Source organism: Rhodothermaceae bacterium, from assembly GCA_009838195.1.
GTDB lineage: Bacteria > Bacteroidota > Rhodothermia > Rhodothermales > Bin80 > Bin80.
Window position 1 is genome coordinate 18,738 of record VXSC01000047.1, and the last position, 14,708, is coordinate 33,445.

The 14,708-nt window shown below is 53.4% G+C and carries 18 protein-coding genes; 13 read left to right on the top strand and 5 right to left on the bottom strand.

Features of this window, described 5'->3' with window-relative positions; genetic code table 11:
• The first annotated feature begins 249 nt into the window (after positions 1-249).
• The 13 genes from F4Y64_10585 to F4Y64_10645 are packed head-to-tail and all read left to right on the top strand — an operon-like array spanning position 250 to position 9,990.
• On the top strand, positions 250-750 hold the full coding sequence (locus tag F4Y64_10585; GenBank protein MXX98044.1) for a hypothetical protein: 501 nt from the start codon (positions 250-252) through the stop codon (positions 748-750).
• Complete coding sequence (locus F4Y64_10590) at positions 743-1,411, top strand: hypothetical protein (GenBank protein MXX98045.1); 669 nt, start codon at positions 743-745, stop codon at positions 1,409-1,411. The genes F4Y64_10585 and F4Y64_10590 overlap by 8 nt, the downstream gene beginning before the upstream one ends.
• Complete coding sequence (locus F4Y64_10595) at positions 1,402-1,893, top strand: DUF4402 domain-containing protein (GenBank protein ID MXX98046.1); 492 nt, start codon at positions 1,402-1,404, stop codon at positions 1,891-1,893. Before F4Y64_10590 ends, F4Y64_10595 begins: the two co-directional genes overlap by 10 nt.
• A 2-nt stretch (positions 1,894-1,895) precedes the next feature.
• Positions 1,896-2,441 carry a DUF4402 domain-containing protein gene (locus F4Y64_10600; GenBank protein ID MXX98047.1) on the top strand — a complete coding sequence of 182 codons (546 nt, stop codon included), beginning with the start codon at positions 1,896-1,898 and terminating at the stop codon, positions 2,439-2,441.
• A gap of 2 nt (positions 2,442-2,443) precedes the next feature.
• The gene (locus tag F4Y64_10605) at positions 2,444-2,962 is read left to right on the top strand and encodes a hypothetical protein (GenBank protein ID MXX98048.1); all 519 of its coding nucleotides are present in this window, start codon (positions 2,444-2,446) and stop codon (positions 2,960-2,962) included.
• Between the two features lie 3 nt (positions 2,963-2,965).
• Positions 2,966-3,739, top strand: a complete 774-nt coding sequence (locus tag F4Y64_10610; GenBank protein ID MXX98049.1) for a hypothetical protein — start codon at positions 2,966-2,968, stop codon at positions 3,737-3,739.
• A complete protein-coding gene (locus tag F4Y64_10615; GenBank protein ID MXX98050.1) occupies positions 3,739-5,988 on the top strand; it encodes a hypothetical protein in 2,250 nt (749 codons plus the stop codon). Before F4Y64_10610 ends, F4Y64_10615 begins: the two co-directional genes overlap by 1 nt.
• A gap of 2 nt (positions 5,989-5,990) precedes the next feature.
• The gene (locus F4Y64_10620; GenBank protein MXX98051.1) at positions 5,991-6,710 is read left to right on the top strand and encodes a hypothetical protein; all 720 of its coding nucleotides are present in this window, start codon (positions 5,991-5,993) and stop codon (positions 6,708-6,710) included.
• On the top strand, positions 6,707-7,075 hold the full coding sequence (locus tag F4Y64_10625) for a hypothetical protein (GenBank protein ID MXX98052.1): 369 nt from the start codon (positions 6,707-6,709) through the stop codon (positions 7,073-7,075). The genes F4Y64_10620 and F4Y64_10625 overlap by 4 nt, the downstream gene beginning before the upstream one ends.
• A complete protein-coding gene (locus F4Y64_10630; GenBank protein MXX98053.1) occupies positions 7,072-7,449 on the top strand; it encodes a hypothetical protein in 378 nt (125 codons plus the stop codon). The genes F4Y64_10625 and F4Y64_10630 overlap by 4 nt, the downstream gene beginning before the upstream one ends.
• Positions 7,446-8,372 (top strand): hypothetical protein, encoded by a 927-nt coding sequence (locus F4Y64_10635; protein MXX98054.1) that lies wholly within the window; start codon positions 7,446-7,448, stop codon positions 8,370-8,372. The genes F4Y64_10630 and F4Y64_10635 overlap by 4 nt, the downstream gene beginning before the upstream one ends.
• Positions 8,369-9,748, top strand: a complete 1,380-nt coding sequence (locus tag F4Y64_10640; protein ID MXX98055.1) for a hypothetical protein — start codon at positions 8,369-8,371, stop codon at positions 9,746-9,748. The genes F4Y64_10635 and F4Y64_10640 overlap by 4 nt, the downstream gene beginning before the upstream one ends.
• A 5-nt stretch (positions 9,749-9,753) precedes the next feature.
• A complete protein-coding gene (locus F4Y64_10645; protein ID MXX98056.1) occupies positions 9,754-9,990 on the top strand; it encodes a hypothetical protein in 237 nt (78 codons plus the stop codon).
• Here the strand turns inward: F4Y64_10645 and F4Y64_10650 are convergent.
• The 5 genes from F4Y64_10650 to gatA form a co-directional block, all read right to left on the bottom strand.
• On the bottom strand, positions 9,979-10,686 hold the full coding sequence (locus F4Y64_10650) for a PorT family protein (GenBank protein MXX98057.1): 708 nt from the start codon (positions 10,684-10,686) through the stop codon (positions 9,979-9,981). The two genes, F4Y64_10645 and F4Y64_10650, sit on opposite strands and share 12 nt — an antisense overlap.
• Positions 10,687-10,915: 229 nt before the next feature.
• The gene (locus F4Y64_10655; GenBank protein ID MXX98058.1) at positions 10,916-11,650 is read right to left on the bottom strand and encodes a PorT family protein; all 735 of its coding nucleotides are present in this window, start codon (positions 11,648-11,650) and stop codon (positions 10,916-10,918) included.
• Positions 11,651-11,745: 95 nt separating this feature from the next.
• A complete protein-coding gene (locus F4Y64_10660) occupies positions 11,746-12,342 on the bottom strand; it encodes a YihA family ribosome biogenesis GTP-binding protein (GenBank protein ID MXX98059.1) in 597 nt (198 codons plus the stop codon).
• Positions 12,343-12,353: 11 nt separating this feature from the next.
• Positions 12,354-13,223 carry a succinate--CoA ligase subunit alpha gene (gene sucD, locus F4Y64_10665; GenBank protein MXX98060.1) on the bottom strand — a complete coding sequence of 290 codons (870 nt, stop codon included), beginning with the start codon at positions 13,221-13,223 and terminating at the stop codon, positions 12,354-12,356.
• 39 nt (positions 13,224-13,262) lie between these two features.
• Positions 13,263-14,690, bottom strand: coding sequence for an Asp-tRNA(Asn)/Glu-tRNA(Gln) amidotransferase subunit GatA (gene gatA / locus F4Y64_10670; protein ID MXX98061.1), 1,428 nt, complete (start codon positions 14,688-14,690; stop codon positions 13,263-13,265).
• Positions 14,691-14,708: the final 18 nt, after the last annotated feature.

Sequence of the window (14,708 nt, forward strand, 5' to 3'; positions counted from 1 at the left end):
GTGGCTTATAAGCTGTACAGTTCTCGGAACAGGATACTGGTAGCGTCGCGTGATACGAATTTCACCCCCAATTCCCACAGTTTCCCCCTCCTGAACGACCTTTTTCGGGTATAGCGCCAAAACACAACGTATATATCCACTCACGGTGATCGAATGGCACAGATGGTTTTTGTCAAAATCGTCAAACAATCATAATTCCCCGCAGAAATCAAACAGTATACATGCTACATACTAAGTACATGTATATAGATGAAGTATTTCTATTGTGGAGCGGGCACTTTGGTGGTGGCACTGGTGCTGGTGTTTTGGAGGCCAACAGACAGGCCCACACCCGGGGAGCTCTACCTTCGTGCGGCGCATGATTCGTCCGTCGTCGCACGGGCCATTGTGAGCGATAGTGCGGCGAGCCCCCTCGCAAAACAGCTCGTGACCGACCTGCTGACCCGTGAAATCCTCGTACGCATCGAAAAGACGGGGCGCTGCGGAGCGGTCATGGATCACTACGACGCTCTGAACCTCCGCCTACAGGCAACTAAGGATCTCCTCGAACAGGCATTCCTCGCCGCACGGCCCGTACAGCTCTACGAGGATGATCAGCTACGCTGCTTTGCTTATTCGATCACCTACCACATCCCACTCCCCCAGCCGATGAACTGGCGGAATCATCTGCTGACAAAAGTCCCTCTGCAACTGACCCTCATTCATCCGATGGACGATTTCAAACACTTCAAACCAGAGTCAAATGATTAAAGTACTCGCAACCACTCTCCTTGTATGCGGCACTGTGCAAGCTTCGAACGCGCAGCAGTTTGATCAACTTACACGCCCGGTCGCCACGCTGACCGATAGTACTCAGATCTGGGCGATGCTAGATGCGCTCCTGATTCCGGCAATCGGACACGTCCATCAGGCGGATGTCGTGGATGTGACCGCCAATGGGTTCGGCCCCAATGACCTGGTGATCCTCTACCCCTCCATGGAGACCTATGAGATCGGTAGTGATGTGCCTCACCTGTTGCAAACGTCCATGAAATCATGGGAGATCGCCGCCGATTACCGGCTTGATGCCACACGTCAGGAAGCACTGCGCATCCCCTTAGATGCCCATCTGCGTCAGGATGCACGCGCAGCACTCACTGGAGATGTACTCAGTATGGTAGCCCACTATTATGAAGGAGATGCGTTTGATTTGCGCATGTCGCAGGATCCCCACGGCGTACGCTTGGAAATCTGGAATTATGACCCAGAAGCCCTGCGCTATCGACAGCCGTCCATCCCAGTGAGTCAGGACACGCTCTGGCAGACATTCCGATTCGCGGCACCGGCGGTCGTGATGGCCTTCAAGGATGCGACAGGCTGCATTGAGACCTACGCCGAAGAGGGCCAGGTCCGTACGCGTCCATGCGAATGAATACCATCCTTTTTGTGATCCTGATAGCATCCCCTACCTATGCACAGGCCGTGGATACCGAGGTGCGACTCGAACTCCGCGTTCCGCAGGCCACCTGTGCACTGGTGATTCAGGAGCATGTGGACTTTGGCCCAGTCACGGGGCAGCAAGAGGTGCTTCGCCTGTCCCCATCGTCTAACAGATACCAGACGCCGGGTCGATTCACTCTCTCGGGGCAATATGCCTGGGAGTACATGGTCAGTATTGATTTTCCAAGCCAGATCACCGGCCCGGGAACTCCTCTGGCCTATGAAGGGCAATGGGAGCAGGCAATCGCGGCTACCGGGTCATTCAAGATGATTCCAGGATTGGCATTCCATCAATCTGCAGAAGAGCCCTTCGAACGACATTTTCGTGTCGGAGGCCGGATCCGGGGACTCTCCACGAACACACCACCCGGCTTGTATAGCGGACAAATTTCAATCACCGTGACCTGTAACTAATAATGAGATCCATCATCACATTCCTTGTTCTGAACCTCTGGTGGGCCGTTCCCATGTTCGGGCAATCCACTACGGTAACGGCATCCATCTCCCTTTCCACTCCCTCGCCGTCATGCACGATCTCTGGGGTCTCCAATCTTAATTATGGCACCGTAGAGAAGCCGGGCAGCGGTACCGGCTTGATCGTCATAAATGCCCAGACGGGTGCAAGAACCAGCAGCACTTTATCCGTCAGCGGCTCCAGCAGTGTGGGGCAGGCACGCTTGAGCGGATCCAATGTAGCCAGCTACAGCGTAGCGCGGACATTCCCGTCCACGCTGACCAATTCCAGCAGCAGCTTAACCTACGCGGGTACATGGGCGCAATCCTCAAACTCAAGCAGCAATTATAGCGCCGTCAGTGGCACCTCGTACAGCGGAACCTCCGGCGGCCCGGGGGCGACATTTACCCATTTTTTCAGGTTTGGCGGCACCGTCGGTGACATCACACTCAGTAAGGCGAACGGGACCTATACCGGCACAATCTCACTGGCCGCAACCTGCAATTGAACATGAAGCGATACCTCCTTTTGGGACTAACCGTCTTTTCCGGAGCCGCTCAGGCGCAGACGAGCGGCACGATGCAGGTGCAACTGGAGGTACTTCCAAGAGTGCTGACCGTGAGTGTCAGTAGCAGCCACCTGGACTTCGCACAGCAGCGCGCAGATGCAGGGGCAGTTACCCTGGACCCGGCAACCGGGCTTGCCAGCCATAAGGCGGGCGGCCCCCATGCGATGGGGGAAGTGATCGTGCAGGGCCCGGCCGGGGCTGGGTTCCTAGTGAGTATTGATTCCCCGGTCACACTCCAACAGACCGGAACCCGCAACGAGGTCCGCTTTACCTCATCCTGGGCCCAAAGCAGAGGCTGCAACCAAGGAGCATTCATGCTCATCCCCACGAGACAGACCGCTACAGGAGTGCTTGGCAAGGACGGATGCGCAGCCCTCCGCTTTGGCGGGACAGTCCACCTCCTGGGAACTGCTCAGGGCCGCTATGCGGGGCACCTCGCAGTCCGAATTACCCCTCTATAGAAAATGATGCGGCTACTCCCCTCTTTGCTGATCGTATGCACATGGCCATTGTGTCAGGTGCATGCCCAGGCCGCACTCAGCGTGACGCCTGCCTATGCCGTAGTGACCAATGAGCAGCCCTACGGAGCGTTCGTATTGTACAACCAGGGAACGGAAGGAGTAGAAATCACCATCAGCGCCCATTACGGGGTGATTGCTTCCACGGACTCCACCACTGCAGTGATGCTGGAAGAGGCCGGAGAGCTGGGAGATCTATCCCGACATCTGACCTTTTTCCCGGACCGGTGCATCCTGCCAGCGGGCGGGGAGCAGACAGTACGCTATCGCATTCAGGAAGCCCCTGAGGGGGCGCATATTGCACTCATGCACTTCGCGATGCAAGAGCGGGGTGCCATTGTGGACGGACAGATCCCCTCTGTGGCCAGTGGACTCAGTATTGTGTACAACCTGGTTGCGCCCTTGATCTATCTCCAGGGCAGAGGCGTGCCGGTTCTGTCTGCCCGCTTCCTGAAGAGTACATCAGACGAATTGTACCTGTACCTGGAGAATCACAGCCGGTGGCCCTTTATGGGAGGAGTGCGTGTGATCCAGAAGGGTCGGCAACTTGGCAGAGCCGAGTCCGCCGTCTATACAGCGCGTCTGATACGCATCCCGGTGGCTGAGCTCCCTGAGCAAGGTCCGCTGCATTTGCAATTCGACGGGGACTATACCGGGTTGTCCCGGGCAACCAAGCGTCACCTGATTGTCCCGGGTCCCATCGATCTGGACTGGTATTGATGCGGCAATGGATGCTCTGGGCCATGCTGGCGTTCGCCATTTTGCGCACGGCAACCGCACAGGTGCTGATGGAAGTGCCTCTTCTGTTGGAACTGCCCGGCAACGAGCGGTTGATCCGGGCATGGTATGACGGAGAGGAGTTTCTCGTGGAGGGCAGCGAGCTCTTTCCGGCTCTGGGGTTCACCGTGCAGCGTACAGAAGCAGGACTGGAAGCATTGGATGCGCTACATCGCTACGCGTTTTCGTGCTCCCCTTCACCCGGCCCATCGTGCAAGATTCTCATGGATGATGTGCTGGACCGTCTTGGCAGTGCGTTGCACTTTGATCAAAACCGCCTGCATTTGACTGCATCCTCAGTCGCGACTGCGTTTGATGTACGTTCGCTGCGAACGCGTCAACGCAGCTGGGCCGAGGCCCCAGGACCTCACTTGTTTGGTCGAACACGCAGCGTGTGGGGCGGGATGATGGTCAATTGGCAGCTACGCCGGGATGCATTTGGAATTCATCCCTCCCTCCGACTCACCGGCAGTGTTTTGCATGGGAGCATCGAAGCAGATCTGAATCGGGGTCATTCATGGGTCTACCGGTATGACTGGCCAGAGCGAACGTGGTTGACCCAGATCGAAATGGGACGTGATGCAAATGGATTCGTCGGAGTCTCCATCACGAATATGCCATTGGCAAGGCAGCGCTTACACCGCGTACAGAATCTTCGCGGGCAGTCTGCCCCGCATGCACTCGTCCAGGCGGTCGTCAGCGGCGAGGTGGTGGATCAGGTACAAGCGGATGCCGAAGGACACTATGAACTGAGCACCCCCGCATGGTACGGAACCACAAAACTGGAAGTACGCACCCAGCCGCTCGGAGGACGGCGTATGCAATCGGATCATCACTATCTCTTCACACCAACCTCTCTTGTGCCACCCGGCAAAGTATTCTATCAACTGCGTGCCAGTGAGGAACACTCTGCCCTGGATCTACAGTATGGCGTACACCCGAGACTGACACTCCAGAGTGCACTGGCGCTGCATGGCAGACACCCAGAGGCATCTATCGGCTTCACGATGAATCCGATCACGTTCCTGGTGGCTGATACCAAAGTGCAGATCCCATCTGCACACTGGCTGACCACGCTCCAACTGTGGCGCTCAGGGGGCCAGGTCATGGTTCATCTTGATGGCTGGCGGCGTCAACTCCAGAACCTGCATGTGAACGCATCAGCCAGTAAAGGCCCGGTCAGTGTACTGCTCCGAGGCACACGATCATCCTTTTTGGCATCCTTCTCCGAATGGGGGCAGCGTCTATCGTTGCACCCCGAAGTCTGGCTTCATGCCTATAGCGGACTGCTCATGCAAGCCAGCTGGGATGTTGACCGGCTGCACCATGTGGAAAAAGAAACGCATCACCGCTGGCGCTTTGCCACAGGCTGGGCATTCCCACAGCTTCGAATCATGGGATTTGCGACACAGGACTATATCCAAAAAGCCTATGGCGTGGAGGGAATTCTGACCCTTGGGGGGCCATCCCTGGAATTTCGTGTGGGATGGGATGCCGATCATCAAACGGTAGTCGGTAGTCTCAGTCTCCAGATCTCATCACCGTTTGGGAGCCTGTTTGCCCGGGGGCGTCGGGATACGCACGGAATCTCTAATTCGCAGCAGATTCAGGGGAGCGTGCATCTCTGGGAAACGGTGAGGCTTGCCCCATACGGTCATCAGCAAAGTGCCACAGAACTTCGAATCTTTGAAGACATCAACGGGAACGGCTTACAGGACCCCGCCGAGCCGATCCTGTCCCATATTGATGCAGAGCTCTATCAGGGCGGATGGTCACGCCTTCGAACAGGCGCGCTGTATGTGGCTTATCTGGAGCCCTATCAGCGCTACCAAGTCCGCATCCTGGAGGCATCCATTCGGGATCCGGCCCTTCACCCTGCCACGGGATTGGAGTTCAGCTTTACGGCGGATCCGGGGCGGAGCAAGATCATCCACGTCCCGATGCAGCGACTGATCCCGGTAGTGGGAAAGATCACCGGACTAGATCGAACACCGCTCAGACTCAAAATCTTTCTGAACCAGTCAGAAGTGACGGATGTGTATCGAGATGGCGGGTTTGCTTTGCATTTACGCCCTGGACACTACACCCTCACCGTCGTGGATATCCTAGACCAAGACCCGCTCGCCGAAAAAATGATCGAAGTTGGCATCGACCCACTTCATGTTGTAATTGATCTGGAAAAAATCCCATAGCGATGCGACCAGCATTTGGCAGCCATTACGCGACATTTTCATGTAACATAATTCATCAACCAAAACTCATGACAGAAACTTTGCAGGATTCAACGCTTCTTTCACAGGAGATACAGACCTTTTCGATTCTTGAGCTATTCAGCCAGGCGGGGGGCTTCCAGTGGCCAATTTTGGCCGTATTGACCGCCGGACTAATCGTGCTAATGCTTCGGGTTGTACGTCTTGTTCGGGATCATTTGGCTGCGCGTCCACTCATGCAGTTACGTCTGGATTCCATCTCTTACACTGCACTGGCAAATGCGCAGCGTAGCGCCGCGGACAGCCTCTATACCCGACTTCTTTCAGGAATGCTGCAACTGCATCGCAATCCCGAAGCCATGGGGCGGGAAGTCAGCGATGTAGCGACTGCAGCACATACTGCATATCAACGGACACAACGGATCATCAACTACTGCTCCAGCACCGCCGGTGGACTCGGCCTACTGGGTACGCTGGTTGGGATTTATGCGCTCTTCTCTGCGGGCACACGCGATCCCCAAACCATCTTTGCAGGAATCGCCATCGCGGTTGTCTCTACGCTTCTGGGCATTGTGACCAGCATCCTGCTGGAATTCTTTGAGACACTGATGCACGGCCATGTGAGCCGCTATATCGAATCTGCTCAGGTATGGGCACAAAAAGTGCGCAGTCGTGTGCTTTTTCTTTCCGAGGAAGATGTATGAACGGGTCCCTGATTGTGCGACTGGTAGATATCACGCTTCTATTACTACTGAGTCTGATGGCTGCTGCCAGCTTTACGACAACAGGGCTTGATCCCCCGTTCACCAATGAACTTGAAGAGGACGGGGTGCTCCTGGCGCCAATGCAGATCGGTATTGCACCAGACGGCAGCATCCATACCCAGGACGGAGCATCCATCACCCTGAAAGAGCTCGAGAGTCTTCTGGACCAGTGGCCTGCTGAGGTGGAATTCATCGCAGATGCACGGGCACCCGCGGTCAGATTGCTCGCGGTACACGCCGCCGCAAGACATTTTAATCGTCAGGCCGCATTCAGAGTGCGGCAAAGGCAGGGAGGTGCACCATGAAACGGAGCAGTGGACATTTTCTTCGATTCATAGACCTAGGTCTATTGCTGTTGCTTGCGTTTTTATCCGTCGCAGAGCTGAACCCCACGCTACAGGTCCCCCTTCCCGGAAAACCCGGAAGCCCTCAGGAGGTGGTAACTGCCCGTGTGGTATTTAATCAGGATTGGGAGGGAATGCTAACGCGCCTGGATCGATCAGCAATACTTTGCAAGACAGCAAGTATCGTGGAGCTTGCCACGTGCATGGAACAGCACGCAGCCATGCGATACTTGCTTGCCCCCGTGGAAACAGCGACCGTGCAGCAGGTGGTAACCCTGCTGGATCATTGCAGAAGAGCTGCACATCCGTGCGAGATTGAACCATTACAACCATGAAAATCAAAACACAGGAACGACTGCTTGCGTGCGGCATGACAGCCGCCCTCCTCTTTATACTGGGATTGATTGCCACTTGGGTGGAGCTGCGAAGTCAGCCGCCAAAACTGCAACAGCTGTCACTGACAGAGAGCTTTGCATCTGTAACCCGCCTCCCTTCATCTGCCCCACCAAGCGTGACCAAACCGGCGACACCCGCTCTCCGAAGGCGGACTCCCCGAATACTAGAGTCCATCCAGTCGGAGCGATCGGTTTCTGCTCCAACCCAGCGCGTACTCCCGACTACTTTGCAACTGCAACAGAAAGAAATCCTATTAGAATCTGCACACAGAAACATCGATGGGACATCGGTGGCTGTGACTGCAAGGGTTTCACACATCTCTTCGGCACTAATTCCATCGCAACGTGCCGGAATACAACAGAGCCTGCGCCAGGCACCTCGTGCAGCAACCGAGGTGACCGGAAGATCAGATCCTCCAAGTATATCTCTGGGAATCGAACGTCCCTTACATGCAAACCGCGTCCTGAAAACTGAAGAAGCAAAAAAGATCATCCGGTGGATCCGGGTTACGGAATCGGATCTCCCTCCTGGAATCAAGCGCCATGTGGGGTATCACCCAGGGAATCTGAGTGCAACCGCTCTCCTGGAATATGAGGGCGAACCCTGGGAAATTTATCTGATGGCTCGTATGCCATCGGAAGAGTTGCATGTTGTGATCGTTCGAGGCCATGCAACCTACTATGTTGTGGATCCGAGTTTTAAGCGTGATGGGCGGCGGTTTCGGGTGGGTGTAGCCCGCCGGAGTGGTGGCCAGATCACCGGAATCACCTCGGAGGAGCGCGCGGCCTCCAGTAGCGAAGCGACAGCTCATTACGATGTATTTCTCGCGTGGTGGGACAAGTTGCGACTGACATTGCAATGAGAATTTTCTCCTTTACGCTAGTGCTCCTTGTCGCTGGCTGCAGTGTGCCACCAAGGATTGTGGAGCCTCCTAAACCTGCCAGTCCCATGCTACCCGGGGTAGACAGTACGCAGATTCAGATGGCTTGGCAGCTCGCCGAAGCGTCTTTTGCACGCGATGCCGAAGCAGCCGCACGTGCGGCGGAGGAAGGTAGGAAGCTGGCCGCTCTTGCGGACAGCCTCCTACCACCAGCACTTGCGTCACAGGTTCGGGATACGGCCAGAGCACTGGTTTTATTTCACGCGGGGGTGGATCTACTCGAGCAATACTCCGAGACCGACAGCTTACAGGCACTGGAACTACTCAAAAATGCTGCAGCGAAGTTTGAAGAAGCACTTGAAGCAGACGCATTCGATGACGAGGCAAGGCAGTGGCTGGCTCGTGTGTACCAAACTTTGGCGGAGCGATTCCAGCAGACTGGCGCAATCCAGGAGCAACTTCGCGTATTGCAACGTCTGGTTATGTTGAATCAGGACCGGCATGATTACATCGCACTTTTAGCAGCGGCACAGGAAGAGATACCGACTGAAGCATCGGGGATGACTGCTGGAGCCTTATGGGAGCGTGCTGCACAGGTTGCCCTGGACGATGCGGAGATGGGGCTAAGGGCGGCCCCGGATTCGGCGGCTCTGTTTGCGTACCATGTGCGTGCTAGCCGGGCGTTTGTAGTAGCCAACCGTAGTTTTCTTGCACGTGCATCATTAAGCAGTGCACAGGTTTGGCAGCGCACTGAACAAGAGCGTGCACTCATTCATGCGGACAGCATCTGGTTGGCCTGGGATGATGGAAATCTGACTGCTCGCAAACGCTTTGATGTTCTCCTCAGCGAAGTTTCTGTGAATCCAGAAAAAGCAGCCGACGGTTTGCTGGATTTGCTTGAGGGTGTTCAGAATCCAGATGCTCGGATACAAGTACGCCACCAGTTGGCACTGGCTAGATATGCCTCCGGTTCAGAGGAGCAGTCAGTCCGTTTGATGCAAGCGTTGGTGAGAGAAGATCCACACCAGAAAAAACTCGCAGAGGATTATGCGGTCATGACATACAATCTTGCTCAGCAACTACGCCGTGGGGGAGACCTGCGGGGCGCCCTCGCCTATTTATTGCAGTGCGCATCTCTGGATGCACAGATCGCGGCCAGAGCTGCATTTGATGCAGCGCTTCTTCTGAGAAACAACCTGGATGCGGCCATCCGGTATGCGCACATGGCGGAAGCGCGCATAGATACACTTGACCAGGATGAACGAAATGCGTTATTCCGGTATCTGGCGGAGTTGTACCGAAGGAATGGGGATCGCCACCGAGCTAGGGAATACATCGGATATTTGGCTGGCGGCTAGAATTATTGACAGAGCCAATACCCGGTTACCGCTCGTTTGGTGAGATTGGTAAAGAGGTGCACGTTGTGGCCGAACTGCGCGCGCCAGGGGGCATAAACATCAGCATCATCGGTGATCACAAGGGAATGCTGATCATAGCGCATGGGAGAGGGATCACCAAATATGGCTTCCCCCAAGATGACCTTACCGATATTACTCTTACTGGAAGATCGGAAATGGTCCGCCAGAAGTCACTTTCCTAACGGTAAGCTCACGCCAGCTGTGATCGCAAACCCCCGGTTTTTCGATTCAATACCCGTCGTAGTATCAATCATTCCTAGATCATAAACCGCATCGAGAGACACTGAGAATTCACTGGATACGGGTATATTCACGCCTACTCCAGTCATGATGGATATATCTACAGTCTCTATCTCTGTGCCACCATCTGTACAATCAGAAGAGTAACGCTCAGCCACAAATCCATGAAGCTCAGTCTCAAGTTCTAAACTACAACCCAAAGCAAAAGAGAGTACGGGGCCAGCCAAGACGTGTATAACGTTACTGGATGTAGGGTAAAACTGCAATAGAGCGGGGATCGAAAGGTAGTCTACTCTAGACCTGATATATATACCGTCAGGGGAATTTTCAGGAAGTAGCGTTTCCGCACTTCGTACTATATCCACCGAGTATCCCCTTTGCATCCAGCCGAGTCCCAACTGTGCCCCCATTCTGTCTGAGATCGGCAAAGAAATGGATACTCGTGTGTTAAATCCACCTCTGTAACTTGGATTATATGAAGGATCTACGCGATCCGTGGTGATCTTTGATAAACTAAGTCCCACCTGGATTGACACAGATTTGGTGAGGTAACCTGTTTGAGCATGTGTGGCAACCGAAACCACTGAGAACAGCACGAGAACAATGAAAAATTTGGTTTTCGCGAGCATGTTTTTCATCCTAGAAAGGTTTGTTGGGAGTGCTCCAGGGAGTGTTTGAAGAAGCTGGGTCTTCCGCAAGAACCATTTGTTCGGCGGGCATCCCGGAGCTTAGACATCAACACCATCGCTGATTGCATGCGAGTACCGATCATATGAAGAGCGAAGAGGGATCACCAAATATGGCTTCCCCAAAGATGGTCATGTGGATTTTACTATTACTGGAAAACGAAGTATGATCCACCAGAGATTACCTTCCTAATGGAAAACTCACGCCAGCTGTAATCGCAAACCCTCGGTTTTTTGAATCATCACCCTCCTTGTCGTAATTCCTCATTCCTAAGTCATAAACCGCATCAAGAGATACGGAGAATGCACTGGATACGGGTATATCCACGCCTGCTCCAGCCCTGATGGATACATCTACTGTCTCCAGCTCTATATCATCACCACAATCAACAGACTCACGCTCCTCCTCACCATCAGCCTCAAGAATACTCTCAAGATTACAACCTAGAGCAAAGGAGAGTACGGGGCCGGCCAGGAGACGTACCTTGGATATTGGGTTAAACTGCAAAAGAGCAGGGACTGAAAGGTAGTTAATTCTGAAATCAGTGGTACTGGAAATATCAGGAAACTCATAATCAGAGTAATATCCAGCAAAATCACCAAATAAGTCAGATAATTCAATCTCCAAAGAGAACCCCTTCTGCATCCAACCAAATCCCAACTGCGTGCCCAACCTGCCTCGAATAGGCAAATAAACTGACGCTCGTACGTTAACCCCACTTACGTAACCTATATCAACCAAATCTTCCAAATCTTCGAACTCGTCCGGTGTGGTGACCGTTGATAAACTAAGTCCTGCTTGGATTGATACAGATTTGGTCAGATAACCTGTTTGAGCATATGTAGTGGCTAACGAAACCATGGAGAAAAGCACGAGAATCGCGAAAAATCTGATTTTCATGAGTGCGTTTTTCATGCTAAATTCACAGTGTGCTTGCGGATGCCTTATTAAACATATGAAAAAGTTAAGTCTCCCGTGGGACCCATTTGCTGCAATTCCCCTTTCAGAACTTACGAATCCGTCACTGTTGCATCTGCAATTCGACTCAGCAACTCTTTCCGTCCCCTTCGGTCAACGGCAGACGTTACAATGATCGGTAGTTCTGTCCCATGCGCGCTCAGAGTCTCTTGTGCCGTTCGAATACTCCGTTGAATTGTATTTCCAGACAACTTGTCCGCCTTCGTAAGAACCAAAAAACGTTCTGCACGCGTCTCACGCAAAAGCAGCATGACTTCCTTATCCAAGTCCGTGGGTGGGTGGCGACTATCCACCAGATGGAGCACAGCCCGTAGTGAAACGCGCTGTGTGAGGTATGACACAATATTTCTCCTCCATTGCGCCCTTGCTTTTTTGCTCACCCTTGCATAACCATAGCCTGGGATATCCACGAAATACATCTCGTGGTTTACCTCATAGAAATTAAAGGTCTGCGTCTTGCCTGGAGTTGCACTGATTCGTGCCAGAGATTTTCTCCGACACAACATATTCAAAAGAGCACTCTTCCCAACGTTGGAACGCCCAATGAAGGCAACCTCAGGCAGCCCCTCACCTGGCATCTGTGTCAGGTTTTCCGCACTCTTGACAAAAGTGATGTGCCGAACCTCCATGGATCATGCACTCAAATCCCCGTACTTCGAACCGCTTCTCCGATATGCGCCGGGTTACGGACAATATGGGCCCCTGCGTCTTCAAGTGCTGCAAATTTATCTTCGGCCGTGCCTTTACCACCTGCAATGATGGCCCCTGCATGCCCCATTCGACGCCCTGGAGGAGCGGTTGCACCGGCAATGAATGCGACCACGGGCTTACTTATATGAGCCTTGATGTACGCCGCTGCATCCTCCTCATCCGTTCCTCCAATCTCTCCAATGAGAACCACGGCGGCAGTTTCGGGATCCTCTTCAAACAGTTGTAATGCGTCTATGAAACGAGTCCCAATAACTGGATCTCCGCCAATTCCAATCGCTGTGCTTTGACCATATCCCTCACGGGTGAGCTGATCAACGGCCTCATACGTCAAGGTTCCAGACCTCGAAATCACACCTACGGGTCCTTCAGCAAAAATCATTGCCGGCATAATCCCCACCTTGGCCTGCCCAGGAGTTAATAGACCCGGACAATTCGGTCCAACAAGACGGGTGCCCTTGGACTCTGCGTAATGGAACGCGTGAACCATGTCCTTCACAGGAATTCCTTCGGTAATACATACAATCAATCCTATCCCTGCCTCCGCCGCCTCCATGATTGCATCCTTGGCGAATGGGGGAGGAACAAATATGACCGAGGTATTGGCACCTTCGGCAGCAACGGCTTCACGGACCGTGTTGAAGACTGGACGACCCAAGTGTTGCATCCCTCCCTTGCCTGGAGTTACCCCTCCAACCACCGTCGTACCATATTCGATCATCTGCTCTGCATGAAATGATCCTTCCTTGCCCGTAAATCCCTGCACGACTAATCTTGTGTTGTTGTCAATTAAAATGCTCATTAATTAATCTTCTGATTCAATGTATTCGAAGAATGCACGTTATCGTAAATCCATAATCGCCTTACCGGTAGAGAGCAGGGTTGATTCGCTAAATGGTGCCCCTAACAACTGCACCCCTACGGGCAGCCCCTTCGTTGTACTCCCCACAGGAATGGATATCCCAGGGATCCCCGCCAAATTTGCTGTCACCGTATAGGCATCGCTAAGATACAGCTGGAGAGGATCCTTGTCCCGTTGTCCAACCCGCATTCCTGCCGCCGGATTTACGGGAGTTAAGAGCACATCAACCTTCTGCCATGCCTCATCAAAATCCTTGCGAATCAAATTACGAACACGCTGCGCCTTCCCATAATATGCATCGTAGTAACCGGCTGAAAGTACGTACGTACCCAACATGACCCGCCGTTTCACTTCAAATCCGAATCCACTGCTTCGGGTGCCTGTATACATGTCTTCAAGGGAGTGACCTTCATCTGAGTATCGAAGCCCATACTTGACTCCATCGTAGCGGGATAGATTACTGGATGCTTCTGCCGCTGTGAGAATATAATACGCTGCCACCCCATACTCTGTATGAGGCAGCGACACTGGTACTAGATTTGCTCCTTCTGATTCCAGGGTGCTCGCAGTCTGATCAACAAGTTTCCTGACCTCTGGATCAAGTCCTTCACCATAATACTCTTTTGGCAAACCGATCCGTAATCCTCGAATGGATTGCTCCTCCGAGAAATTCACATCGGAATAGGACTGGCCCATACAAGTAGCATCACTCGGATCACTGCCCGCCATATGTGAGAGAATCTTTGAGGCAACCTCGGCAGTGTCGGCAAAAGTACCAACACAGTCAAACGAAGATGCAAATGCAACCAGACCGTAACGGCTCACCAGTCCATACGTTGGCTTCAGTCCCAGAACTCCACAAAAAGCTGCTGGCTGGCGTACGGATCCTCCTGTATCTGTACCCAATGCAGCATGACACATCCCGGCGGCAACGGCAGCGGCAGATCCTCCCGACGATCCTCCTGAGACGTACTCCAGGTTATGGGGGTTCAGCGTGGGGCCGTACGCAGAATATTCGGTAGTCGCGCCCATTGCAAACTCATCGCAATTCGTACGCCCGATAAGGAGTGCGCCAGCGCTACGAAGTCTGGCAACCGAAGTAGCCTCAAATGGGGGGTGGTATCCCTCGAGAATTTTTGAGGAGCAGGTTACCGGCCATTCAGTCGTACTCAATACATCTTTCACACCAAGCACCAGCCCCATCAATGGTAAACTCTCTCTCTGGGCGAATGCCCGATCGATCGTTTCCGCTGATTGATGTACAGTCTCAGCGTCTACATGCGTGAACGCATTCAGTAAAGGATTCTTCGCCTGAATTGTGTCCAAGGCGAGCTGTGCAATCTCCGCACAACTGGTCCTTTTTTCGAGTAAGGCACTCCTACAATCGGCAAACGACGGCAAAGCCATGTGCGGTTCCTAGGACGT

Excerpts from the sequence above, each read along its gene's own strand:
- F4Y64_10640 (MXX98055.1), top strand. The coding sequence starts at position 8,369 with ATGAGAATTTTCTCCTTTACGCTAGTGCTCCTTGTCGCTGGCTGCAGT.
- F4Y64_10585 (MXX98044.1), top strand. The coding sequence starts at position 250 with ATGAAGTATTTCTATTGTGGAGCGGGCACTTTGGTGGTGGCACTGGTG.
- F4Y64_10655 (MXX98058.1), bottom strand. The coding sequence starts at position 11,650 with ATGAAAAACGCACTCATGAAAATCAGATTTTTCGCGATTCTCGTGCTT.
- F4Y64_10650 (MXX98057.1), bottom strand. The coding sequence starts at position 10,686 with ATGAAAAACATGCTCGCGAAAACCAAATTTTTCATTGTTCTCGTGCTG.
- F4Y64_10610 (MXX98049.1), top strand. The coding sequence starts at position 2,966 with ATGATGCGGCTACTCCCCTCTTTGCTGATCGTATGCACATGGCCATTG.
- F4Y64_10635 (MXX98054.1), top strand. The coding sequence starts at position 7,446 with ATGAAAATCAAAACACAGGAACGACTGCTTGCGTGCGGCATGACAGCC.
- F4Y64_10620 (MXX98051.1), top strand. The coding sequence starts at position 5,991 with ATGCGACCAGCATTTGGCAGCCATTACGCGACATTTTCATGTAACATA.
- F4Y64_10590 (MXX98045.1), top strand. The coding sequence starts at position 743 with ATGATTAAAGTACTCGCAACCACTCTCCTTGTATGCGGCACTGTGCAA.
- F4Y64_10660 (MXX98059.1), bottom strand. The coding sequence starts at position 12,342 with ATGGAGGTTCGGCACATCACTTTTGTCAAGAGTGCGGAAAACCTGACA.
- gatA (MXX98061.1), bottom strand. The coding sequence starts at position 14,690 with ATGGCTTTGCCGTCGTTTGCCGATTGTAGGAGTGCCTTACTCGAAAAA.
- F4Y64_10615 (MXX98050.1), top strand. The coding sequence starts at position 3,739 with ATGCGGCAATGGATGCTCTGGGCCATGCTGGCGTTCGCCATTTTGCGC.
- F4Y64_10625 (MXX98052.1), top strand. The coding sequence starts at position 6,707 with ATGAACGGGTCCCTGATTGTGCGACTGGTAGATATCACGCTTCTATTA.
- F4Y64_10605 (MXX98048.1), top strand. The coding sequence starts at position 2,444 with ATGAAGCGATACCTCCTTTTGGGACTAACCGTCTTTTCCGGAGCCGCT.
- F4Y64_10630 (MXX98053.1), top strand. The coding sequence starts at position 7,072 with ATGAAACGGAGCAGTGGACATTTTCTTCGATTCATAGACCTAGGTCTA.
- sucD (MXX98060.1), bottom strand. The coding sequence starts at position 13,223 with ATGAGCATTTTAATTGACAACAACACAAGATTAGTCGTGCAGGGATTT.
- F4Y64_10600 (MXX98047.1), top strand. The coding sequence starts at position 1,896 with ATGAGATCCATCATCACATTCCTTGTTCTGAACCTCTGGTGGGCCGTT.
- F4Y64_10595 (MXX98046.1), top strand. The coding sequence starts at position 1,402 with ATGCGAATGAATACCATCCTTTTTGTGATCCTGATAGCATCCCCTACC.